Annotated in this window: 20 protein-coding genes and 1 pseudogene; 20 read left to right on the top strand and 1 reads right to left on the bottom strand. The window is 58.9% G+C overall.

The genetic code is table 11. The features are described 5' to 3' along the window. Positions 1-535: 535 nt before the first annotated feature. The 15 genes from BQ17_RS06900 (at position 536) to pilB (ending at position 15,669) form a co-directional block, all read left to right on the top strand. Positions 536-1,855 carry an amidohydrolase gene (locus tag BQ17_RS06900; protein WP_089725551.1) on the top strand — a complete coding sequence of 440 codons (1,320 nt, stop codon included), beginning with the start codon at positions 536-538 and terminating at the stop codon, positions 1,853-1,855. Positions 1,856-2,257: 402 nt separating this feature from the next. Continuing rightward, on the top strand, positions 2,258-2,647 hold the full coding sequence (locus tag BQ17_RS06895) for a hypothetical protein (protein ID WP_089725549.1): 390 nt from the start codon (positions 2,258-2,260) through the stop codon (positions 2,645-2,647). Positions 2,648-2,789: 142 nt separating this feature from the next. Further along, positions 2,790-3,557 carry an SDR family oxidoreductase gene (locus BQ17_RS06890; RefSeq protein WP_089725547.1) on the top strand — a complete coding sequence of 256 codons (768 nt, stop codon included), beginning with the start codon at positions 2,790-2,792 and terminating at the stop codon, positions 3,555-3,557. Between the two features lie 293 nt (positions 3,558-3,850). After that, positions 3,851-5,371, top strand: a complete 1,521-nt coding sequence (locus BQ17_RS06885; protein ID WP_089725545.1) for a fumarate hydratase — start codon at positions 3,851-3,853, stop codon at positions 5,369-5,371. 558 nt (positions 5,372-5,929) lie between these two features. Beyond that, positions 5,930-6,253 (top strand): ferredoxin FdxA, encoded by a 324-nt coding sequence (fdxA, locus tag BQ17_RS06880; RefSeq protein WP_089725543.1) that lies wholly within the window; start codon positions 5,930-5,932, stop codon positions 6,251-6,253. Between the two features lie 64 nt (positions 6,254-6,317). Continuing rightward, positions 6,318-7,349 (top strand): phenylalanine--tRNA ligase subunit alpha, encoded by a 1,032-nt coding sequence (gene pheS, locus BQ17_RS06875; RefSeq protein WP_089725541.1) that lies wholly within the window; start codon positions 6,318-6,320, stop codon positions 7,347-7,349. A 701-nt stretch (positions 7,350-8,050) separates the two neighbouring features. Then, positions 8,051-8,944 carry an AbiTii domain-containing protein gene (locus BQ17_RS06870; RefSeq protein WP_089725540.1) on the top strand — a complete coding sequence of 298 codons (894 nt, stop codon included), beginning with the start codon at positions 8,051-8,053 and terminating at the stop codon, positions 8,942-8,944. Positions 8,945-9,017: 73 nt separating this feature from the next. After that, on the top strand, positions 9,018-9,233 hold the full coding sequence (locus tag BQ17_RS24015) for a type II toxin-antitoxin system HicB family antitoxin (protein ID WP_089725538.1): 216 nt from the start codon (positions 9,018-9,020) through the stop codon (positions 9,231-9,233). A gap of 80 nt (positions 9,234-9,313) precedes the next feature. Next, on the top strand, positions 9,314-9,595 hold the full coding sequence (locus tag BQ17_RS06860) for a type II toxin-antitoxin system HicB family antitoxin (RefSeq protein WP_256091504.1): 282 nt from the start codon (positions 9,314-9,316) through the stop codon (positions 9,593-9,595). After that, positions 9,588-10,052, top strand: a complete 465-nt coding sequence (locus BQ17_RS06855) for a T6SS effector amidase Tae4 family protein (protein ID WP_218068142.1) — start codon at positions 9,588-9,590, stop codon at positions 10,050-10,052. Before BQ17_RS06860 ends, BQ17_RS06855 begins: the two co-directional genes overlap by 8 nt. Continuing rightward, positions 10,049-10,564, top strand: coding sequence for a hypothetical protein (locus BQ17_RS20420; RefSeq protein WP_141699142.1), 516 nt, complete (start codon positions 10,049-10,051; stop codon positions 10,562-10,564). The genes BQ17_RS06855 and BQ17_RS20420 overlap by 4 nt, the downstream gene beginning before the upstream one ends. A gap of 253 nt (positions 10,565-10,817) precedes the next feature. After that, positions 10,818-13,196: a phenylalanine--tRNA ligase subunit beta gene (gene pheT / locus BQ17_RS06845; protein ID WP_089725533.1), complete on the top strand. Its 2,379-nt coding sequence runs from the start codon at positions 10,818-10,820 to the stop codon at positions 13,194-13,196. Between the two features lie 4 nt (positions 13,197-13,200). Further along, positions 13,201-13,500, top strand: a complete 300-nt coding sequence (ihfA, locus tag BQ17_RS06840; RefSeq protein ID WP_089725531.1) for an integration host factor subunit alpha — start codon at positions 13,201-13,203, stop codon at positions 13,498-13,500. After that, positions 13,481-13,840, top strand: coding sequence for a MerR family transcriptional regulator (locus BQ17_RS06835; RefSeq protein WP_089725529.1), 360 nt, complete (start codon positions 13,481-13,483; stop codon positions 13,838-13,840). The genes ihfA and BQ17_RS06835 overlap by 20 nt, the downstream gene beginning before the upstream one ends. Positions 13,841-13,956: 116 nt before the next feature. Then, positions 13,957-15,669: a type IV-A pilus assembly ATPase PilB gene (pilB, locus tag BQ17_RS06830; RefSeq protein WP_089725527.1), complete on the top strand. Its 1,713-nt coding sequence runs from the start codon at positions 13,957-13,959 to the stop codon at positions 15,667-15,669. Between the two features lie 202 nt (positions 15,670-15,871). Here the strand turns inward: pilB and BQ17_RS06820 are convergent, their stop codons facing one another. Beyond that, positions 15,872-16,057 carry a hypothetical protein gene (locus BQ17_RS06820; RefSeq protein WP_089725525.1) on the bottom strand — a complete coding sequence of 62 codons (186 nt, stop codon included), beginning with the start codon at positions 16,055-16,057 and terminating at the stop codon, positions 15,872-15,874. A gap of 434 nt (positions 16,058-16,491) precedes the next feature. Between BQ17_RS06820 and BQ17_RS06815 the strand changes: the two genes are divergently transcribed. The 5 genes and pseudogenes from BQ17_RS06815 to BQ17_RS06795 all read left to right on the top strand — a co-directional run bounded on the left by BQ17_RS06815 (position 16,492) and on the right by BQ17_RS06795 (position 23,471). Then, positions 16,492-17,730: a type II secretion system F family protein gene (locus tag BQ17_RS06815; RefSeq protein WP_089725523.1), complete on the top strand. Its 1,239-nt coding sequence runs from the start codon at positions 16,492-16,494 to the stop codon at positions 17,728-17,730. Between the two features lie 122 nt (positions 17,731-17,852). Continuing rightward, complete coding sequence (locus tag BQ17_RS06810; protein WP_089725521.1) at positions 17,853-19,640, top strand: BatD family protein; 1,788 nt, start codon at positions 17,853-17,855, stop codon at positions 19,638-19,640. 58 nt (positions 19,641-19,698) lie between these two features. Beyond that, a pseudogene (locus BQ17_RS24010) lies at positions 19,699-19,824 on the top strand (hypothetical protein); the annotation flags it as partial. A 625-nt stretch (positions 19,825-20,449) separates the two neighbouring features. After that, positions 20,450-22,507 carry a PhoX family protein gene (locus BQ17_RS06800; protein ID WP_089725516.1) on the top strand — a complete coding sequence of 686 codons (2,058 nt, stop codon included), beginning with the start codon at positions 20,450-20,452 and terminating at the stop codon, positions 22,505-22,507. 88 nt (positions 22,508-22,595) lie between these two features. Further along, positions 22,596-23,471 (top strand): prepilin peptidase, encoded by an 876-nt coding sequence (locus tag BQ17_RS06795; protein ID WP_089725514.1) that lies wholly within the window; start codon positions 22,596-22,598, stop codon positions 23,469-23,471. Positions 23,472-23,801: the final 330 nt, after the last annotated feature.

The following is a 23,801-nucleotide window of genomic DNA, read 5'->3' as shown; positions in this document are numbered from 1 at the left end:
CTGTCTAAAAAGGGACCGTAGGCCGTAGGCTGGGTTGCGGCCAGGGACGGCCAAAACCCAGCAATAACCACAGCTGGGGTTCGTTCCTCACCCCAGCCTACCGATTTAAAATTAATAGGTTAGTTTTTAGACAGCCTCTAAGCGTCTCGGTAGGCTAACCGCCAACGCCGATCAGTACAGAGGAGCTGAGTCCGCTAGAGCGGACAAGACGGCGTTCCCACGCTGGAGCGTGGGAACGAGCGTGCAGCTGAAAAACCCAATAATCTGCGGATAAAGGAATCTCTGCGTCTCTGCGGTTCATCGGTCAGATCCTCCGCACAATGCTGAATCATTCAGGACTGCTAAGGGTGCATCCCGACACCGGAGCGTCGGAGCCGGTAGGAACATGGGTATACTACCCGGTTGATGGGTTGACCCCAGCCGCAGGAGGGTGTCGCAACCGCCCGTCCGTGGGCTGGTGTGGGGCGGAAACGGAATAACCTGTGGTTCGAAAGGACTGTTGCGACACCCTCCGCAGATCCAAGGAGACCACAGCATGAAAAAGTTACCAACACCCTGCATCATATGCCTGATGATGCTCACGACTACCGTCACTGCACAGGATGACAAGCAGGGACTCGAGGCGGCATTCGCCGCTGTCGAGCCCAAGGTGATTGAATGGCGGCGCGACATCCACCAGCACCCGGAGCTCTCGAACCGCGAGTTTCGTACCGCGAAAAAGGTCGCCGACCACCTGCGCAGTCTCGGTTTCGATGAGGTCCGGACCGGCATCGCCCACACCGGGGTCGTCGGTACCCTGCAAGGCGCCAAGCCCGGCCCGGTCATCGCCCTGCGTGCGGATATGGACGCCTTGCCGGTGCGCGAACAGACAGGACTGCCGTTCGCGTCCACGGCACGCGACGAATACAACGGGGAGGAAGTCCCGGTCATGCATGCCTGCGGTCATGACACCCATGTCGCCATGCTGATGGGTGCGGCCGAGGTCTTGGCAACCAACCGTGAGCGGCTGGCAGGGACCGTCAAGTTCATCTTCCAGCCGGCCGAGGAAGGGCCCCCCGCCGGCGAGGAGGGCGGCGCGTCGCTGATGGTCAAGGAAGGCGTACTCGCGGGGCCGGATGCGCCGGAGGCCATCCTGGCCCTGCACGTCTGGCCGAATACGGGCGGCACACTTGCCTATCGCTCCGGTGGCTTCCTGGCGGCCGCCGATAATCTGCGGATCAAGGTGGTCGGCCGCCAGACCCACGGCTCCTCACCCTGGCGGGGCGTCGATCCTATCTATGTCGCCGCCCAGATCATGGTCGCTCTGCAGGGGATCCCGGGCCGCCACCTGGACATCACCAAGGGCCCGGCGGTGATTACGATCGGCAGTGTGCACGGCGGCGTGCGCGGCAACATCATCCCCGATGAGGTCGAGATGATCGGGACGATCCGAACCTTCGATCCGGAGACCCGCGCGCTGCTGCATGCGAAGCTGCGCAGCACGGTCCGGGCGCTCGCGGAAGCCAACGGTGCCACCGCCACTGTTACCATCGAGTCTTATGCGCCGGTAGTCCGTAATCATCCCGAACTCTTGCGGAAGATGATGCCCACCCTGCGCTGGGCTGCGGGCGACGACAAGGTCATGGAAGCGTCGCTGATCACGGGGGCCGAGGACTTTGCCTTCTACCTGGAATCCATACCGGGCCTGTATCTGATGCTCGGCGTGAACGACCCGGGCGTCGCCTCCGGCGAGGCACCGGCCAATCACTCGCCGTTCTTCGATGCCAATGAGGCTGCCCTGATCACCGGTGTGCGGACCCTGGTAGGATTCGCACTCGACTATGCCCGGGTAGCGGCGGCTGACAAGCCCATGTAGGTTGGGCAAAGGGTGTAGGATGCGGTGAGCGCGGTGGTTCCGAGCTTGCCGGCCGATGCATGCACTCCCCGCGCGAACCGCATCGATGAATGGCCCGCCTGCCTGTGCGTCCCGCACGCAGACAGGTGCTCAACCAGTGGGGCACGCTCATCGTCCAAAGATGCGGTTCGCCGCCGGGCACGTCCCGCGCCCGGCGGCTCACCACATCCTACCGGCTTTGCCCAACCTACGGGCCCGCGCGGACCTCGCTTTGAGTGTAGGTTGTGTTAGCCGCGTGGGGAAACGCCTCGGGGGGCACAAGGTCGAACGCGGCGTAACGCAACACGTCCGGTCCCCCAAACAGCGCAAATTCATTCAGGATTGCTTTTAACCGGACAGCTTCTCAATCGGAGGATTCAAATAATGGGACGCATTGTGGCCCAGGTGGAAGTGACCAATCCTACGGATTCCGAGAAATCGCTGGTGTTCAGCGCATTCGTGGACACCGGTGCCGGGGCATTGGTATTACCATCGTCCTGGAAGGACAGGCTTGGGAAGTTCGTGAATGAAGAGAAGGTCGAGTTTGTGTTGGCGAACAACGAAGTGGTTCATGGTACTGCATGTGGACCTGTTGGTATTCGTATCGAAGGATTCCGAAGGATCTTCAACGAAGTAATCTTTATGGATATGGAACCCGCCGAAGATGGAGACTACCAACCCTTGCTCGGTTACGTCATCCTTGAACAAGCCCAGGTTGCCGTCGATATGCTGGGACATCGACTGGTGCCGGTTAAACATATTGATTGCAAATGATATCAGCAGTCCAATATCCATCTAAACAGCCCGTAGGATGCGGTGAGCGCGAAAGGTCCTTCAGGATAACACCATTGGGCGGCGCGAACCGCATCTCTGGACGGCGACGTGCTCAACATCCATCTAAACAGGGGGCATTAAAGTGACCGATCAATTTAAATCGAAAGTGGTACTGGTTACCGGCGGCAATTCAGGTATCGGCCAGGCCATCGCCTTGGCGTTTGCGAAAGCAGGTGCCAAGGTGGTCGTGGCCGCACGTCGGGTCCCCGCAGGTGAAGAGACCGTGGCCATGATCGAGGAACAAGGCGGCGCAGCCCATTTTGTACCAACGGACGTCTCGCGAGCAGCCGAAGTGAAGGCCATGGTCGCTGCCTGCATCGCCGAATACGGCGGGTTGGACTATGCGGTAAACAACGCGGGTATTGGGGGAACACCCGCCATCCGGGCAGCGGACTATGAGGAAGAGGTTTGGGACCAGGTTATGGACATAAACCTCAAGGGGGTGTGGCTATGTATGAAATACGAAATCCCCGAGATGCTTAAGCGTGGGCAAGGTGCCATTGTGAATATGTCATCCGTATTCGGGCTGAAAGGGGGACCACTAGTCGCAGGAGCAGCCTATTACGCCAGTAAGCATGGGGTAATCGGACTGACCAAGGCGGCTGCGAACGAGTATGCGACCCAAGGTCTGCGTATCAACGCGGTTTGCCCGGGCGCGATTGAGACTCCGATGGTAGCTGAAGAGCTTTCTCAGAATGAAAAGCTCACCGCGCAAATGACAGCTCTACATCCGATGAGACGGTTTGGGCGACCGCAAGAGGTCGCTGCCGTGACCCTATGGTTATGCTCCGAAGGCGCCTCTTTTGTCACCGGCCATGCTCACGCAGTGGATGGTGGTATGTTGATATGAATGTACTTTATTTGATCCCCTCTCCCCGGTCCTCTCCCGGAGGGAGAGGGAGTGCAGCTTGTGGCGTGCCCAACACACTGCTCGTGGCGATGTTTCCATTTAAACCTTATAAACGATCATCGTTAAGTGCTGTATCATGCTCCGGTGCCTACCGGCAATCTGCGGTGCCTGACATGTAACCGAGGTACCGGCCAAGTGGCACCGGTCCACCGCTGTTTTTGGATGTGCCCCCCGAGCATAGGCATTGCAGCCGGAATGAAACACTCCACCGACCAGAAGAGCAGATTCCGAACATGACCACGATTCGCCAAGAAGACCTGATCCAAAGCATCGCCGACGGCTTCCAATACATCTCCTACTACCATCCCCAAGACTACATCCGGGCCCTGGCCGCGGCCTACGAGGCCGAGGAATCCCCCGCGGCGAAGGACGCCATGGCCCAGATCCTGGTCAACTCCAGGATGTGCGCCGAGGACCGGCGTCCTATCTGTCAGGATACCGGGATGGCGGTGGTCTTCCTCCGGGTCGGTATGGAGGTGCGCTGGGAGGCGGAGCTGGGCATCCAGGAGATGGTGGACGAAGGCGTGCGCCGGGCCTATGCCCACCCGGATAATGTGCTGCGCGCGTCGGTCGTCGCGCCGCCTATCGGGGAGCGTAAGAACACCCGCGACAATACCCCTGCGGTGGTCCATACGGAGCTGATACCGGGCGACCGGGTAGAGGTGAAATTGGCGGCCAAGGGCGGCGGCTCGGAGAATAAGGCCAAGTTCACTATCTTAAATCCCAGCGACAGCCTGGTGGACTGGGTGCTCAAGGTGGTCCCCACGATGGGCGCCGGCTGGTGTCCGCCGGGGATGCTGGGTATGGGTATCGGCGGCTCTGCGGAGAAGGCCATGCTGTTGGCCAAGGAGGCCCTGATGGAGCCTATCGATATCCACGAACTCAAGGCCCGGGGCCCCGCGAGCCCCAGCGAGGCGCTGCGCCTGGAGCTGTTCGAAAAGGTCAACGCCTTGGGGATCGGCGCCCAGGGGCTCGGGGGCCTGACCACGGTCCTGGACGTCAAGATCAAGGAGTACCCGACCCACGCCGCCTCGCTGCCGGTGGCCGTCATCCCTAATTGTGCCGCCACGCGCCACCTGGAATTCACCTTGGACGGCAAGGGACCGGCCAAGCTCGAGCCCCCGCGCCCGGAGGAGTGGCCGGACGTCACCTGGGAGGCCGGCCCGGACGCCAAGCGGGTCGATCTGGACCGGATCACGCGGGAGGAGATCGCCAGCTGGCGGCCCGGCGACCGAATCCTGCTCTCCGGCAAGCTGCTCACCGGACGCGACGCGGCCCACAAGCGTATTGTCGATATGCTGGCGCGGGGGGAGGCGCTCCCGGAAGGGGTCGATTTCACCAATCGCTTCATCTACTACGTGGGTCCGGTGGACCCGGTGCGGGACGAGATCGTTGGTCCCGCCGGTCCCACCACCGCCACGCGCATGGACAAATTCACCGAGCAGATGCTCGCCGAGACCGGGCTCATCGGTATGGTGGGCAAGGCCGAGCGCGGACCTGTCGCCATCGAGGCTATCAAGAAACATCAGGCGGTCTATCTGATGGCCGTGGGCGGGGCCGCCTATCTGGTGGCCAAGGCGATCGAGGGCTCACGCATGATCGCCTTCGAGGACCTGGGGATGGAGGCGATCCGCGAGTTCGAGATCCGGGATATGCCGGTGACCGTCGCCGTCGACTCCCGCGGCGAGTCGGTGCACAAGACAGGTCCGGCGGAATGGCGGAAGCGGATCGGCAAGCTTCCGGCGGATGCTTAATACGGCAGTACCGCTAACATCGAACGAGCGGGATCTTCACGGATTGAGCCGAGATTGGGCAAAGCCCGTAGAATGTGGTGAACGCAGCGAACCATCTTGCGCAGCGAACCGCATTTTTGGACGGCGGGCGTGCCCAATACGCGGGTCTCGTTGTAACGCAATGCATTAAGTTAAGCGTTACCGGTCATCAAAAAAGAGGAAGGCTCTTTATGGATTCCGGACTGTTCACGATCACGGAGGGTACTACCGGACGTTTTGGAGTGCGGCGGCACCCTTACTTCAGTACCTACCGGAATCCGCGATGCCCGATGTAACCACAGCGTTGGCATGGAACACTGGCCCGCCGCCGCTTTGGATTTGGCGATGCATGAGGCTTTGCGGCCAGGGGAAAGCGCCGTCGCCGCGGCGCGCGTAGCGCTCAGAGCCCGAATCCCCGGCAAACGCGGCTGGTATTCCCCGTCGCTGAGGTTCGATTCGGTCACGCCGCTTTGCCGGCGCACTCCAAAGCAGTCCGGAATCCATAATAAGCAACAGCAACCTTGATAGGAGCGACAGGCAATGACATATGTAGTGACTGAACAATGTATTAAATGCAAATATACCGACTGTGTTGAGGTCTGTCCGGTAGATTGCTTTCATGAAGGGCCAAATTTTTTGGTCATCGATCCGGAGGAATGTATCGATTGTGCCGTCTGTGAGCCCGAATGTCCGGTAAACGCGATTTTCTCTGATGATGATTTACCCCAGGATCAAGAAATATTTCTTGAGATCAATGCCCGCTTATCCGAACAGTGGCCTGTTATTACGGAAATTAAACCACCGCCTGAAGATGCCGATAACTGGCGTGACGTAGAGGGTAAGCGTCAGCATCTGGAAGAGTAAAACTCTGTGTCCTCTGCGTCTCTGCGGTTGACCGCAACAGGGCACCGGCATTACAGACAAGATCATGAATGACGAGACCGGACCGGGAAGCGACCGGCTGCGAGCCGATGCCCTGGAACAGATCGCCGCAGCACAGGACCTCGTGGCCCTAGACCAGGTGCGGGTACGCTATCTGGGCAAAAGTGGTCTGCTCACCGGGGAGCTCAAACGGCTCGGAAGGCTGCCGCAAGCCGAGCGTCCACGGGCCGGACAGGCGATCAACCAGGCCAAGGTGCAGGTCCAGGAGGCCATCGAAGCCCGCAGGAAATCATTGGAGCAGGCGGTCCTGGTCGACCGCCTAGCCGCTGAGCGCATCGATGTCACCTTGCCGGGCCGCGGCCAAAGGCCCGGCAGTTTGCACCCCATTACCCGCACCCTGAAGCGGATCGAGCGGCTGTTCGCCAACGCGGGGTTCGGCGTTGCCGAAGGGCCGGAGGTCGAGGATGACTATCATAACTTCGAGGCCCTCAACATCCCGGCCTATCATCCGGCGCGGGCCATGCACGACACCTTCTACTTCGACGAGCACCTGCTCCTGCGCACCCACACCTCGCCGGTGCAGATCCGAGTCATGGAGCAGGAAGGGCCGCCGTTGCGGATCATCGCCCCCGGACGGGTCTATCGCTGCGACTCCGATCTGACCCATACCCCCATGTTCCACCAGGTGGAAGGCTTTCTCGTGGACGAGCAAGTGACCTTCGCCGACCTCAAAGGTATCCTCTATGATTTCCTGCGCAACTTTTTCGAGCGTGACCTTAGGCTTCGCTTTCGGCCGTCCTATTTCCCCTTCACCGAGCCTTCCGCGGAGGTGGATATCGAGTGTGTCATGTGTAACGGGACCGGCTGCCGGGTGTGCAAGCAGACCGGTTGGCTGGAGGTATTAGGCTGTGGAATGATCCATCCGGAGGTATTCCGCCAGGTGGGGATCGATGCCGAACGCTACCTCGGCTACGCCTTCGGCATGGGCGTGGAACGCCTGGCGATGCTGCGTTACGGCATCGATGATATCCGGCTCTATTTCGAGAACGATATCCGGTTTCTCCGGCAGTTTGCTTGAATATCGCGTTAGGCCGATAGATACGAAATTTCAGCGGGACTAGTGGGCTATTCCAACTAATTTTACAAGTTGTCATTTCGAGCGCAGCGAGAAATCTTGTAACTTTACTGGTTGTCTTATCACCAAAGATCTCTCCCTTCGGTCGAGATGACAGAGATTGGGTAGTGGTAAATCTTTAAATGGTAGAGGATAGGTCCTGTTGACAATGAGTAGGATGGGCAAAGCCAGCCCGGCCAGCCGGGCTCGCGGCCGCGGTCATTCCACGGCGGTTTGCAAGCCGCGACGGCTTGGGAGGATGCTCCGGCGCGGCGTGCCCATCACCCGCTGTTGTGAAAAGTGAAAGATTAGTGGCACAGACCTATCACTACCAGGGAGTGGGGCAAATGTTCGGTGTGAATCCATGTCCTTGTCGTTTAACGCAAAGGCGCAAGGTCGCCACGACGCAAAGAAAACAAAATACTCTTTGCGTCATGGCGCCCTTGCGTTAAATTTGAAGGGGACTAAAGGGTTACCACTCGATTTTTTGTGCTGCGCACAAACTTGACTCATTTGTAAAGCTCCAGGTCCCTCAAGGATCCTAGGGCCATAGGCTGGGGTGAGGTACGAACCCCAACTTTTTCCAGCCTACGAGATGGGGATGCTGGGGTTCGCAAGCTCATCCCAGCCTACGAGCTGTTAGGGCATAAAGGAATAATACATAAATGTCTCTTCTAAGCGAGATACAAGCATCAGCGGTTGATGCACGTGAGCCAATTACTGCGCTGCTTAGAAGGTGCAAAATACTTGCCGCTAGGCTTAAGCATGCAGAATTCAAAGCATGGGTAGAAAACGAGCTCAGCGGGTACAACACCAAAGAGTCTATACCCGAATACAGAATCTATGTGGTTGGGTGCAAAGGCTATTTTGCTGGCCCCTATGGATCGGGGATGAAAAATGCTGATATTCCAAAGAGCGCGATTCCAAAAGAGGTGCGAGACGAGCTGTTTACCTCGTATTTTGCTCAGCCAGTAGCAGCTATAGAGTCTTTGATTCAGGATTCAGAAGGAGGCACGGTTCAAGGACCTTGGCCGCCAGAGGTGACGGCTATTGTAGGCGAGCGTATTTATCAAGGTATGAATTGCCTTCAGGCGTGGAAAGTAATTCCAGTCAATGGTCTCGTTGCAGCTCTAGATATAATTAGGAGCAAAGTGCTTAATTTTGTATTGGAGTTGGAGGCAGAATCCCCGGAAGCGGGAGACAGTCCACAGAGTGCCCCCGTTGTTTCAAATGAAAGAATTACGCAGATTTTCAATACGTATATAACCGGCAAGGTTCAGAATGTAGCCACAGGCAGCACAAACGTTTCCCAGAATGCAACTGCGGAAACAAATGACAAGCTATTTGATCAACTAATAGCAAATATAATGGCTGTAAACGGGAGAAAGGACGAGAAGGATGAGCTTGCAGGGATAGTTGAAGAAATGAAAGCAAGCCAAGGAAAAGAAACATTTAGATCTCACTATCAAAGTTTCATGTCAGCTCTGGCAGATCATTTCCAAGTATTTGGGCCAGTTATCGCGCCATTTCTTCCTGCGTTGGTAGAGATATTGCCCTAACCAGGCGCTCCAGCCGACCGCGTCGTACCGTGGCGCCTGAGCGCAAACGTTAGTATCCGCTGGGGAGAGTATTATGCTAGTAGAATATCTACAGACAAGTTTACGACATGCACATTATGAAATTCTTGAAGAAGACAAGAGTTTCTATGGAGAAATTCCTGGCTTCCAGGGAGTCTACGCTAATGCCCCTACCTTAGAAGAGTGTCATAAACAACTTAAAGAGGTACTGGAAGAATGGGTACTCTTTAGGATTCATAAAAATCTGCCATTATTGTCAGGTCCCATATGATTACATGGGGGTTTTTTGAAAAGGGCCGTAGGCTGGGATGAGGTACGAACCCCAACTTCTTCCAGCCTGCGAGGATGGGGATGCCGGGGTTCGCAAGCTCATCCCAGCTTACGAGCTTCATAGCAAAGGCAAATCGTATGAGATACCGAGTTGTCATTGAACGAGATGAGGATGGAGTCTTCGTCGCAGAGGTTCCGTCACTTCCTGGTTGCATCTCCCAGAGTGGAACCAGGCTTGAGGCCTTTACGAATGTTTGCGAGGCTATCGAGCTCTATCTCGAAAGCCTTGCGGCACATGGGGAACCAGTTCCTCCCAGCATCTCTGAAGACATTATCGAGGTTAAGGAGCTCATCAATGGCTAATTTTTCAACACTATGGAAAAACCATGTTGGCCGAGGTTATGTTTGCGATCGAGGCATATTCCCCAATCAATGTGCAATGCGTATGGGAAAGGCTTTAGAGGATAGCGGCGTTTCTTTAAAGGGAAAAAATCTTAAACGCTGCTCAAGTTACTCTGCAAAGTTTAAACATCACAAGCCTGGACACATTCGTTCAGCACAGGAGCTGGCGAATGTTTTCTATCGCAATCCCACACTTCTAGGAGCTGGAGTTAAAAAGTTGATTCTCAATGGAACGATTGATGACAACCTAAGCTCATTCAAGAATAAAAAAGGCATGGTATTTATTATGAACGGTTGGGGTACCACCGACCATATCGACCTATGGGATGGTGTTTTAATGCAAATGAAGGGGACTTACGACACCATTGGTTATCGAAAACGTGGGAAACAGGTTTGGTTTTGGGAGTTGCTGACATGATGGCTATTTATAATCCATTACCATTCGGCATTAAAAGTAAATTACTGCCAGCAATAGCAGGGTTTTTGTTCTCCATTTCAGCTTGTCATGCTAGTGATAATGTAAATCCGGATTTCCTTACTGTTGTGAAAATCGAAAAGTTTAAGTTGGAACTTCATCGCCGGCAAGACCGATGTGCAATCCGGCTTAATGACGTCCCGAAAAGTGAACTGCTTGGTATTCCATATCCTTGTGGATTTGTTCGGGTTGACGAAAGATTAACGGCACAGACCTATCACTACAAAGGAGTTGGGCAAGTATTTGTTGTGGCAGGCCCTCTGGCCGATAAAAAGGCTTATACGGAAAGCTTCGGTGTCAAGCCTGAATACAGGTGTTCCAATCAAGGTCAAGCCATTATCGTGCAGGAAAACAAATTGATATTGCGTCAGGCTAAATATATACCTCTAGGTTTCTGCCACCATTTAGGTTTCGATGAAAAAGATTATTACGGCTTCGCACATCCCATTGATTAAGGGCCGTAGGCTGGGGTGAGGTATGAACCCCACCTTTTTGCAGCCTACGAGGATGGAGATGCCGGGGTTCGCAAGCTCACCCCAGCCTACGAGCTGGTTCGGTGGGATCGGACTAATAGGACAGGATTTACAGGATTACACAAGATTTACAAGATTCTTGCATCTTAATACAAATATCCTGTTAATCCTGGATATCCTGTTAATCCTGTACTATTTAAAAGTAGCCTAACCAAGCGTTGCAGGAAAGGGTGAAATGCGATTTAGCGAGGCATGGTTGCGGGAGTGGGTGAATCCCGATGTGGATACTCGAACCCTGGCCGACCAATTGACGATGGCGGGGCTCGAGGTGGACGCGGTGGAACCCGCGGCCCCCGAGTTCAGCGACGTTCTGGTAGGTCAGGTCCGAGCCGTCGAGGCCCATCCCAACGCCGAGAAGCTGCGCCTGTGCCGGGTCGATGTGGGGTCCGGAGGGCCCTTGCAGATCATTTGCGGCGCTGCCAATGTGGCCGCGGATATGAAGGTCCCGGTGGCCATGCTGGGGGCACGTCTGCCGGGGGACTTGGAGATCAAGCGGGCCAGGCTGCGCGGCGTCGAATCCCTAGGGATGATCTGCGCCGCGAACGAGCTCGGACTCGCCGAGTCCTCGGAGGGCATCTTACCCTTACCTGCGGACGCCCCGGTGGGGGCGGATTTACGCTCTTATTTGGACCTTGACGACTGGTGCATCGCGCTCGATCTGACCCCCGACCGGGCCGATTGCCTGAGCCTCGCCGGCGTATCCCGGGAGGTAGGGGCCATCAATCGCAGCCCTGTCCAGGGACCCCTCATCGAGCCCGTCCCCCCCCGCAACGACGACTGCTTTCCGGTCCGTCTGGAGGCCCCCGAGGCCTGTCCCAGCTATGTCTGTCGGGTCGTCCGCGACATCGACCCCGACGCCGTGACCCCGCTGTGGATGCAGGAACGCCTGCGCCGCAGCGGCCTGCGCAGCATCGGCCCCGTGGTGGACGTCACCAACTATGTACTCCTGGAGCTCGGTCAACCGCTGCACGGCTTCGACCTCGACCGGCTGGACGGAGCGATCCGCGTGCGCATGGCGATGGCCGGCGAACGCCTGCTCCTGCTCAACGGCGAGGAGCTCGCGCTGCGGGACGATACCCTGGTGATCGCCGATCGCAACCGGCCCGTCGCCCTGGCGGGCATCATGGGCGGAGCCGAGACGGGGGTAACAACCCGTACCCGCCACGTCCTGCTCGAGAGTGCCTTCTTCGCCCCCCGGGCCATCAGCGGAAGGGCTCGCAGCTACGGGCTGCATACCGACTCCTCCCACCGGTTCGAGCGCGGGGTCGACCCGGAGCTTCAGGCGCGGGCCGTGGAGCGGGCAACAGCACTGCTGCTGGACATCGTGGGCGGCAGGCCAGGGCCGGTCGCGGGCCTGAACGCGGAGGAACATTTGCCCCGGCGGAAGAGGCTGCGCCTACGCCGCGAGCGGATCGGCAAAGTACTCGGGACGAAGCCGGCGGATGCAGCCGTTGAGGACATCTTCACCCGGCTGGGTATACGGATCACACCGGCCTCCGACGGCTGGGATCTGGTTCCGCCCAGCAGTCGCTTCGACCTGCAGCTCGAGGTAGATCTGATCGCCGAGATTGGCCGCATCCAGGGTTACGAGCAGATCCCTGTGACCCATGCCGGCGCGGCGGCTACCATCAGGGCACTCCCCGAGACGGCATTCGATCTGGACCGCGCCAGACTGGCCTTGGTGGCCCGGGGTTATCACGAAGTGATTACCTACAGCTTCGTGAGCCCGGAGTTGCAGCATCGCATCGATCCGCGCCCCGAGACCCTGACCTTGTCCAATCCGCTCTCTCTGGATATGTCCGTCATGCGTACCAGTCTTTGGCCGGGACTGGTGCAGACGGCACGCCAAAACCAGGCCCGTCGACAGGAGCGCGTGCGCATCTTCGAGAGTGGCCTGTGCTTCCTCCGTATCGGAGACAAGTTGGAGCAGAATGAGCAGCTCGCCGGTCTGGTCGTCGGTTTCTCGGCCCCCGTGCAATGGGGCATGCGGGTCCGCCCGGTCGATTTTTACGGCACCAAGGCGGATCTGGAGGCCGTACTCGGCCTGACCGGTAATCCGGAGCGATTCCGCTTTTTACCCGCCGCGCACCCGGCCCTGCATCCGGGCCAGACCGCCTGCATCGAGCACGACGGCCGCAAGATCGGTATGCTCGGTATGCTGCACCCGGCCTTGGCGGCGGAGCTCGACATCAAGGGCAATGCCTTCCTGTTCGAGGTCGCACTCGCCGAGTTGCAGACGGGCCCGCCGCCGGCATTCGAGCCGCCGTCCAGGTTCCCGGCCATCCGGCGCGACCTGGCGATCGTCGTCGCCGCAGAGGTAACCTACGACCAAGTGCGCGAGTGTGCGGCGAGTGCCGCCTCCGATCTGCTTCAGGACCTTGTCCTGTTCGACGTCTATCAGGGCCCGGAAATAGATTCCGGAAAAAAAAGTCTTGCCTTTGGATTGATTTTGCAGGCATCTTCCCGGACACTAACGGATCGGGAAGTCGATGCGACGATTTCCCGCGTGTTGGCGCAAATCAAAAGCGAACTCGGGGCGAAACTGAGAGATTGACACGATGGCACTGACCAAGGCCAACATGGCAGAGCACCTCTTCACCCAGCTGGGCCTGAACAAACGAGAGGCCAAGGACATCGTCGAGAGGTTCTTCGAACATATCCGCGCTGCCCTTGAAAAGGGTGAGCAGGTAAAGCTGTCCGGGTTCGGAAATTTCGATCTCAGGGAGAAGCGGCGGCGTCCCGGAAGAAACCCCAAAACAGGTGAGGAGATCCCTATCTCCGCCCGGCGTGTAGTCACTTTTCGTCCGGGACAGAAGCTAAAATTACGGGTGGAAGCCTATGCTGGAAACGAACAATAGCAGCAACGAGCTGTCGCCCATACCAGGCAAGCGTTACTTCACCATCGGTGAGGTGAGCAAGCTGTGCGGGGTCAAGCCGCACGTTCTACGCTACTGGGAGCAAGAGTTTCCCCAGCTCAAACCGGTGAAGCGACGGGGCAACCGCCGCTACTACCAACATCACGACGTACTCATGGTACGCCAGATCCGGAGTTTGCTCTACGAGCAGGGATTTACCATCGGCGGTGCCCGTCAGCAACTATCGGGTAAGATCGCTCACCAGGACGCCTCGCAAAGCCACCAGATCATCCACCAGTTGCGACTGGAGCTCGAAGAGATCCTGCAAATTCTCAAGCGCTGAACCGAAGGCGGCGAACCGGAGGCAGCGGTAGCGGCGTGGCTACCCGTCGCCTACCGGTTGTGTGGGAATCTTCAACCTACCTACCCCGTTTCTCGTGCCGAGTAGGTAAGCCATTCATGGCAACCAATCAAACGGCACTCAAGCCCTCCAGTTTTGCATGGCGTCTGGTGCGCGACCGGCTGCTCTCGGAACAGCAGGCACGGAACGCGCACCGGGAAGCACTCGAGCGCCGCCAATCGTTTGTCCAGTATGTGGTCGCAGAGGCACATCTGGACAGCGGGCAAGTCGCCCTTGCCGCCGCTGATGAGTTCGGGGTACCCCTGTTGGATCTGGATGCCGTCGAGCTTGCCGATCTCCCCCTGGACCTGGTCGATGAGAAGCTGGTGAGCAAGCACCGCGCCTTGCCCATCTTCCAGCGCGGCAATCGGCTTTCTCTCGGCATCTCGGACCCTACGAACCACCGCGCCTTGGAGGAGATCGGGTTCGCCACGGGCTTGGCCACGAACATGGTCCTGGTCGAAGAGGCAAAGCTTGCCGCCGCGCTCGAGCAGGCGACTGCGGCCCGCGACCGGGCCATGTCGGATATCCTGGATACCGACCTGGACAGCTTGGACACCGCCTCCGAGGGAGAGGCGCAAGGGTACGACTCGGAGCTGAACGTCGACGACGCCCCCATTGTCCGCTATATCAATAAGGTCCTTATGGACGCCATCAGCAACGGGGCCTCGGATATCCACTTCGAACCCTACGAGAAGCATTGCCGCATCCGCTTCCGACAGGACGGTCTGTTGCGGGAAGTTTCCAATCCTCCAGTGAATATCGCCGCGCGCCTGGTGGCGCGACTCAAGGTGATGTCGCGCATGAATATAGCCGAGCGCCGGGTGCCTCAGGACGGACGCATCAAGCTCAAGATCGGCCGCGACCGGGAGATCGATTTCCGCGTCAACACCCTGCCGACCCTGCACGGGGAGAAGGTCGTCCTGAGAATCCTGGACGCATCGGCGGACCTGGTCGGCATCGATCACCTCGGCTTCGAGCCGGAGCAGAAATCCGTATTCTTATCCGCCATTCAAAAACCCTACGGCATGATTCTGGTGACCGGACCCACGGGCTCGGGAAAGACGGTTTCCTTATACAGCGCCTTGGACATCCTCAACCGATCGGAGGTCAACATCTCGACGGTTGAGGACCCGGTAGAAATCCGGGTGCCCGGAATCAACCAGGTCAACATGAATGTAAAGACAGGGCTCACCTTTGCGGCAGCGTTGCGGGCCTTTCTGCGTCAAGACCCGGATATCGTCATGGTCGGCGAGATTCGTGACCTGGAGACGGCGGAGATCGCGGTCAAGGCCGCCCAGACGGGACACCTGGTGCTCTCCACCCTGCACACCAATGATGCACCCCAATCCCTGACCCGTCTGGCGAATATGGGCATCCCTCTCTACAACATCGCCTCCTCGGTTCACTTGATCATGGCCCAGCGCCTGGCACGGCGACTTTGCCCCCATTGCAAGGAGCCCGAGCGGCTTCCACGCGACGCCTTGTTGGGAGAGGGCTTCGGTAGTCATGAAATCGAGGCGGAGTTGACGATCTACCGCGCGGTCGGCTGTGAGCACTGCACCAACGGATACCGGGGGCGCGTCGGCATCTTTCAGGCCATGCCGATTTCCGAGGCAATCGGGCGCCTGATTCTGGGCGGCGGCAATGCGCTGGAGCTCGCGGAGCAGGCCCGGCTCGAAGGTGTGATGGACCTGCGCGAATCGGGTCTAAGCAAGGTCAAATCGGGAATCACCAGCCTCGAAGAGATCAACCGGGTGATCAGGGACTAGGGTGTGTTGACATTTAGTTTGCTACCGAATCACGGTCGAGAGATCTGATCCTTGGCAGCGTAACTTCGTATCGACTCTGCCTATTTTGGGTCGTCAACGGCACATAGAGTATCAATGCACGTGGCGGGTCTCCGGGTCAGTGCGCGATACGATGACGACCGGGCGAGTTTTTGCCGCTAACCCCAGATCGGCAAGCCACACGTCACCGGATTGCGGGTTCATCAAGCATATCCAAGGCTTCTTGCTCCACACCACGCGACTGCAACACATCTAACGTGTCCTGATCAGCCAGATCAATAATTTCCGCGATGCACTGCCGCACCTGTTGCGCTGTCTCAGGTTGCCAGTGGCGTAATTTGGTGTCCAATTGTTCTGCTAAGATGTCCATCAATGGGCTCCATCACCTCAGAAGCCTCCCCTCTGCTTACGGCAGTCGCCACGCAGGGCACCACTGCATGCATAGGAAAGGCGAATCTCGTCGGTCGACAACTTTATGCCGCTCTGACAATACACTTTGTTCACAAATGTTGCTCACAGAGGAATTGATATTGAGCACTACCATCCTACCCAACCAACTGTTGGAAAGCCTGGTGGGTCGAAATCGGGATCGGGATCGAAATCGGAATTGCGATTCCGATCCCGATTTCGGGTATGACGTATCTCAATCTACCTGGCTACCTACTGACTGAATGGACCAGGAACCCTCGCTGATGGCGAACCGATTGCGACCGCTTTGCGTTGATTCGCGTTCATTCGCGTTCATTCGCGGAAAAAAATGATCCCCATGTTATCGGCACCTCGGTACTGCTAGACTAGGCGCTGATGGCACTGACCAAGACGCGGAAACCGAAGGCCACCGGGCCATCCGTTTTTATCTGGGAGGGTCTGGATCGCGGCGGCACACGCGTCAAGGGTCAGATCCAGGCGGCAACGCTCGCCTTAGTGCGGGCGGAACTGCGCCGCCAGGGCATCAGTCTCCTCAAGATCAGGAAGCAGCCGCCCCCCTGGTTCGGCGGCATCGGGAACAAGATCCGGAGCGCCGACATCGCCGTCTTCAGTCGCCAGCTGGCGACCATGATGTCCGCCGGCGTCCCGCTGGTACAGGCCTTCGACATCATCGGCCGCGGTCACGACAACCCGCGCATGCAGGACCTGGTGCTGGCGGTCAAGGCCGACATCGAAAGCGGCACCTCCCTCACAGAGGCACTACGCAAGCACCCCCTCCATTTCGATGAGCTCGTCTGCAATCTGGTGGCGGCAGGCGAGCAGGCCGGTGTGCTCGACCTGCTCCTGGACAAAATCGCCACCTATAAGGAAAAGACCGAGTCGCTCAAGGGCAAGATCAAAAAGGCCCTGGTCTATCCCGTAGCCGTCATCCTGGTGGCAATCCTCGTTACGGCCGCCATCATGCTGTTCGTGATTCCCCAGTTCGAGGCATTGTTCACAAGCTTCGGAGCGGACTTGCCCGCGTTCACGCGCCTGGTGATCGCGATTTCGGACCTCATGCACCAATGGTGGTGGGGCCTCTTACTGGCGCCGGCGGTACTCTACTTTTCCATCAAGACCTTCTGGAGACGCTGGTCCGGGTTGCGGGAAATCCTCCATCGCCTCGGTCTCAAGCTCCCCTTCGTGGGACCTGTCATGCACCAGGCAGCCGTCGCCCGCTTCGCCCGCACCCTGTCGACCACCTTTGCCGCCGGCGTGCCGCTGGTAGAAGCCCTGGAATCGGTCGCCGGGGCGACCGGCAACCTCGTCTACTCCCGAGCGGTGATGCAAATGCGCGAAGAAGTGGCTACCGGCCAGGCGTTGCAGCGCTCCATGCACCGACGCAACCTCTTTCCCCATCTGGTCGTCCAGATGACCGCCGTCGGTGAGGAGTCTGGCGTCCTGGAAGACATGCTGGCCAAGGTGGCGGATTTCTACGAGGAAGCGGTCGATAATGCGGTGGACGGCCTCAGCAGCTTGCTAGAGCCCATGATCATGATCGTCATCGGCACCCTGGTGGGCGGGCTGGTGATCGCCATGTATCTCCCGGTATTCAAGCTGGCCGCGGTCGTGTGACAATTTTTATTCTTTACCGCCAGAACGAAATCTGAAATAACATTCGAGGAAGTTGCAGATTCGGTACCCGCCCATCAGGCACAAAAAAACATTCGCGTAATTCGCGTGATTCGTAGTTCCACATGCGCCAGCTTAACACTCTCTACCTCTTGATCCTGATCCTGCTCGCAGCAACGGTCGAGGTGCAGGCCTTCACCTTCACCGCCCCTTTTCCGGGTGCGTCCGGTCGTGATCAGCGGCCACCGCAGGGGCCTGAATCCTGGCAGTACCGACCCCAGGATTCGAGCAACGCCCGCGGCATCCCGCCGGGTTATCAACCACCCGGGCAACCACCAGGGGCACCGTCGCGCTGGATGCCGGGACAGACGTCGAACCAACCACCGGGGACGCCGCCGCATCAGATGCCGGGGCAAAGACCGGGCTACCAGTACGGTTGGCCGGGACAGTACCAGACGCCTTATGGCCAACCGGCGGCGCGACAGGCCGAGCCACTGGTGGTAGAGCTGGAGCTGAGCGACCATCAGCCTTACGTGCAGGAAAACGTCCTGCTCAAGCTGCGGGTGGTCAGCGATCGCAACCTGGCCACCGCCACCCCGGAGTTGCCGAACAGCAACGATGTGCTGCTGCAGAAGATCGGAGACCCCAAGGCATACTCGCGCACGGGTGCACAGGGTAGCCGGGAGATCGTCAACGAGTTCGTCTATATCCTCACGCCATTGCGTGCGGGAACCATCGAGGTCCCACCCCTGCGGGTTACCGGTACCTTATACGGAAACGGCCTCGGATACGGACCGACCGGCAATCGGCGTTTCGAGGCCACCAGCGTGGAGACCACACGCTTGCAGGTACGCCCGGCGATGGCATCGGTACGTCCCTGGCTCCCGCTGCAGGACCTGACCCTGAAGGCCACGCTCGATGGTGACCAGGAGGTGGAGCAGGGCAAACCGGTTACCCTGACCCTGGAGCTCACCGCGGTCGGGGCCACCGGTGACCAGTTGCCCAGCCTGGAGTCCCTGTTGCATTCCCCGGATTTCCGGGTCTATCGGGAACAGACCCTGAACGAAGGCCACCTGTCTCAGGATGGGCGTCGCCTTGAAGGCCGACGGACGGAGTATTTCACCCTGGTACCCCGTGCCGGCGGCAGGTTACAGCTGCCGGAGATCCGTCTCCCCTGGTGGAATGTCACCACCGGCACCAAGGAATACGCCGGGCTACCCATCCATACCCTCCAGGTGGACGGTGAGACCGGCCGCTTTGGCCTATCCCCTTCGGCCGCGACCACCGGGGGCGGGGGCTTAAGCTGGTTCTGGCTACCACTGGCGGGAATCGTCTTTCTCCTGCTCGGCTACTGGGGGGGCGTCTGGTACCAGAGGCGTGCTCCCAGGGTATCCGTCGGGACGGGTGGAGGCCCGGCACTGCGTGAACGCCTCGGCACTGGTCTGACCAGGCTGGTGACGACCGTAGCGACCAACACCGCGGAGCTGACCAAGCGCATGGACCCCACACCGCTGTTCGGACGCATCCGATCGCGATTGAGCAGCTCCTTGCCGCCGTCCACCCGGTTCCTCCGTTGCGTCCACGCGGCCAACCAGGAAGATGAACCCGCGGCCTGGGCCGAGCGCTTTCAGGACCTGACCCGCCGGTACTTGCAGTTCGATACCCGGACCCCGCTGCCGGGCATTACCGGCAAGATCCTGGCGTTGCGCCCCGGTGCCGATCCGCAACAGCTCGGGCGCCTCATGCAGCAGCTCGACGGGGCCCTCTACGGTAACCAGGATATCGACTTCACGCGCTGGAAAAAGCAGTTCCACAATCAGATAGGACGCCGGCGCGGCCTTATCAGCTCGAGCGGCAGAGGGCTCCATCTGACCCGAGCCCGCCTGCCCGCGCTCAATCCCCAGACCGGCTGAGCGCATATCGAGGCTACCTTAAAGAAAATACAGGGGTAGTTGTCAGGTCCGAGGATGGGCGAATTACTTCGGCAACGGCCAGAGTCGTCCCGCCTTTCGAGCCATGAACTGGTTTCTCCAGCACCGCTTGGTGCGACACCTGAGAGGCTGTCTAAAAACTAATCCATTGATTTTAAATCGGTAGGTTGGGTCGAGGGACGAGACCCAGCAAACCAGGCTGGCCCATAAACGCTGGGTTTCGTACCTCAACCCAGCCCACTCTTGACTCTGGCCTACAGCCTTTTTTAGACAGCCTCTCAGCCACCCCGGTGAAATATGCGGGCTAGGTACTGCTGGTGGATGGGCCTGTATCTGCGTTAGCGTTTGACCATGTGGTAGTCGAACTTCTCCGTGAAGACCCGAATCTCGTGAATGTGGGTATGAGATCCCGGATAGTGTCGATCAGTCCAGGCCGAAAACCGGGATGTTTGCAGATCGCTACAGATAGCCGATGGATTGGATCAGGTTGCTCAGGCACAATCCGAGCCTTCTCTTTGGGTTTGTCGTCCTGTTCTCGCTCGCGGTCGGCAGATTTCTGAATGTCGTCATCTATTCAAGCTGGCCGTGGTGGTGTGAAATTGCTACCGGCTACCAGTTGCCAGCTCCCGGCAGTAGCGGAATCATTCGAGCCACAAAGGCGCGAAGGACGTAAAGATTTTTCGTAGGGGTACCCCTTGCGGGTACCCAGGTTGTGAGATGCGGTTCGCTACGCTCATCGCATCCTATATCCTCCATCCCCGAGAATCAGCAGCCCACGAGAGGGTCCAACGATGATCGATGATCGGTTCTCCTGCCGCTCCGAGGCCTACGACGCTTCGGAGGACATACCAACGAACAGCTCCGACGAGGCAACCCTCGGTGACCTCATCAATGCCCGTTACAATCGCAGGGCGGTCCTCAAAGGCGCCTTGGGGGTAACGGCAATGAGCGCCCTTGCCGCAAGTCCTCTGGCGCTGTTGGCCGGCAGTGGCGAGCAGGGCAACCCTGCCGCCGCACGCTTTGGCTTTTCCGAGATCGAGCACGGGGTGGACGAGACCCACCACGTGGCCCCCGGCTACGGTGCGGACATACTGATACGCTGGGGGGACCCGGTTTTACCTGACGCTCCCCCGTTCGATCCCAACGGGCAGAGCGCCGAGGCCCAGCGCAAGCAATTCGGCTACAACAACGACTTCGTCGGCTACATCCCCTTACCCTTGGGCTCCGACAACTCGGAACACGGCCTACTCTGTATCAACCACGAGTATACGAACAGGGAAGTGATGTTTCCCGGTCTGGGCAAAGAGGGCAGTTGCGTCACCAGGGAGATCGTCGATATCGAGATGGCCTGTCACGGCAGTTCCATCATCGAGACCAGGAAACAGGAGGGCAAGTGGCAGGTAGTCCCGGACAGCAAATATGCGCGCCGCATCACGGCCCTGAACACACCGATGGCCGTTTCCGGGCCTGCCGCGGGCCACCCGCGCCTGCGGACCTCCGCCGACCCCACGGGCAAAAAGGTGATCGGCACCATCAACAACTGTGCCGGTGGCATCACCCCCTGGGGCACCTACCTGATGGCCGAGGAGAACTTTCACGGCTATTTCCTGGGGGATCTGGAAAACCACCTGCTACAAACCCCCGTCGACAATGACGGCGGCAAGTCCAGTGCCGATAGCAAATGCGTCGGGAAACATCCCGAGAAGACCAACTACGCCCGCTACGGGGTACCGAAGAGAAATTATGCCTGGGGGAAGTTCCACAAGCGTTTCGATGTCAACGCCGAGCCGAACGAGGCCAACCGCTTCGGTTGGATCGTGGAAGTGGATCCGCTGGATCCGGCGTCTACGCCAGTCAAGCGCACGGCACTAGGCCGGTTCAAGCATGAAGGTGCCGAGAACATCGTCAACGGCGATGGACGCCTGGTGCTTTATTCCGGGGACGATCAGCGCTTCGAGTACCTCTATAAGTTCGTCTCCGCCGGTCGGGTCGATCCCGACAACCGCGCCGCGAACCGGGATCTGCTGGACGAGGGTATCCTATTTGTCGCCAAGTTCCACCGTGACGGGACCCTCACCTGGCTGCCCCTGACCTTCGGTGCAAAGGGGTTGACCCCGGAAAACGGTTTCCATAGCCAGGCGGATGTGCTGATCGAGACCCGGCGTGCAGCCAGCGTGCTCGGCGCTACGCCCATGGACCGTCCCGAGGACGTGGAGCCTAACTCCCACACCAACCGCGTCTATGTAATGCTCACCAGAAATTCCAAACGCAATCCGGATCAGGCAGATCCAGCGAACCCACGGGCGAATAACATCTGGGGGCATATCCTGGAGCTTACCCCCGCCAACGGCGACCATAGCGCCGACAGCTTCCGGTGGGACATCCTGATCAAGGCCGGAAACCCGGCTGTCGAGGGCGTCGCCGCCATGTGGAACCCGGCCACCAGCGAGAACGGTTGGTTCTCCTGCCCCGACAATTGCGCCGTCGATCACCAGGGCCGGCTCTGGGTCACCACCGATCAGGGTCACAGTTGGAAGAAGGCATCGGGCACCGCGGACGGCATCTGGGCGCTCGCGACGGACGGCGAGGGCCGCGGCACCGGCAAGATGTTCTTCCGTGTCCCCGTGGGTGCTGAGCTGTGCGGCCCCCGCTTCACCCCTGATAGCCGAACGCTCTTCGTCGCGGTCCAGCACCCCGCAACCGACGGCACCAAGGACTTTCCCGGCTTTGCGCGCGCTTCCACTTTCGAGGACCCGGCCACCCGCTGGCCGGATTTCAACCCCGAGATGCCGCCGCGCCCCTCGGTGGTGGTAATCACCAAAGACGACGGAGGCGTGATTGGAAGCTGATGGGAATGTTGTTAGTATCAGGTCCCTGATAGTGTCAATCGATCCAGGCCGAAACAACGGGATGTTTGCAGGTCGCTACGGATAACCGATGGATTGGATCACGCTGCTTGAACACAACTCAGGCCTTCTCTATGGGCTAGTCGCCCTGTTCTCGCTGGTTGTCGGCAGCTTTCTGAATGTCGTCATCTACCGTCTGCCCAAGATGCTGGAGTATGACTGGCACCGGGAGTGCGCGGCCTTGACCGGAAAGGAAACAGCGGCGCCACAAGGGCCACGCCTATCGCTTGTGTATCCCCCTTCGCGCTGTTGCCATTGCGGCCACCGGATACGGGCGCTGGAGAACATCCCGCTCTTGAGCTACCTGGTCCTACACGGACGTTGTTCATCCTGCGGTGGGCCGATCGGCCTGCGTTGTCCCCTGGTAGAGGCTGGCACGGCGCTGCTGTCCGTCCTGGTGGTCTGGCGCTTCGGTATCGGCTGGGAGGGTGCCGCTGCCCTGGTCCTGACCTGGTGCCTGATTGTATTGGCGATCATCGACCTGGATACCCGATTGCTGCCTGATGTCATCACCTTGCCCACCCTATGGTTGGGCCTTCTGTTGAGCCTCGGCGGTTGGTTTACCGATAGCCGTTCCGCTATTCTCGGGGTCGTTTTGGGGTATCTCAGCCTGTGGGGCTTCTTCCACCTGTTCCGCCTGCTGACGGGCAAAGAGGGCATGGGATTCGGCGATTTCAAGCTGCTCGCCATGCTCGGGGCCTGGTTGGGTTGGCAGTACCTGCCCCAGATCATCCTGCTCTCCGCGTGCGCCGGGGCCCTGGTGGGCACTGCATTGATTTTGGTGCGAAAACAGGACCTGCGGATACCCATCCCCTTCGGTCCCTATCTGGCGGCTGCGGGCTGGATCGGCCTCATGTGGGGAGATGCAATCAATCGCGCCTACCTCCAATGGGCGGGGCTGGCGTAACCCTGGAGTGCGGCGGCGGCCGTACCCCGGCATCTACTGAAACCCGCGGTATCCGGCGTAACCGAAGTGCCGCCAGGTGGAACCAGTCCGGCCGCCGCTTTGGAACAGGCCTGCGAGCTGCCCGGTTACCACCCCGACACAGGCGCTGTGGGCCAGGAAAAGTGCCCTCGCCGCACTGCGGGTGGACAAGGCCCTTGTTAAACGTCTAAGAGGCTGTCTAAAAATTAAGATACTGATTTTAGGGCATAAAATATGCAAATTTCGCGCTCGTTCCCACGCTCCAGCGTGGGAACGCCATCTTGTCCGCTCCAGCGGACGCAGCTCCTCTGT

Source organism: Candidatus Thiosymbion oneisti, from assembly GCF_900092655.1.
GTDB classification, from domain to species: domain Bacteria; phylum Pseudomonadota; class Gammaproteobacteria; order Chromatiales; family Chromatiaceae; genus Thiosymbion; species Thiosymbion oneisti.
The sequence above is the reverse complement of the archived record's forward strand: the minus strand, read 5'-3'. Positions and strand labels throughout refer to the sequence as shown.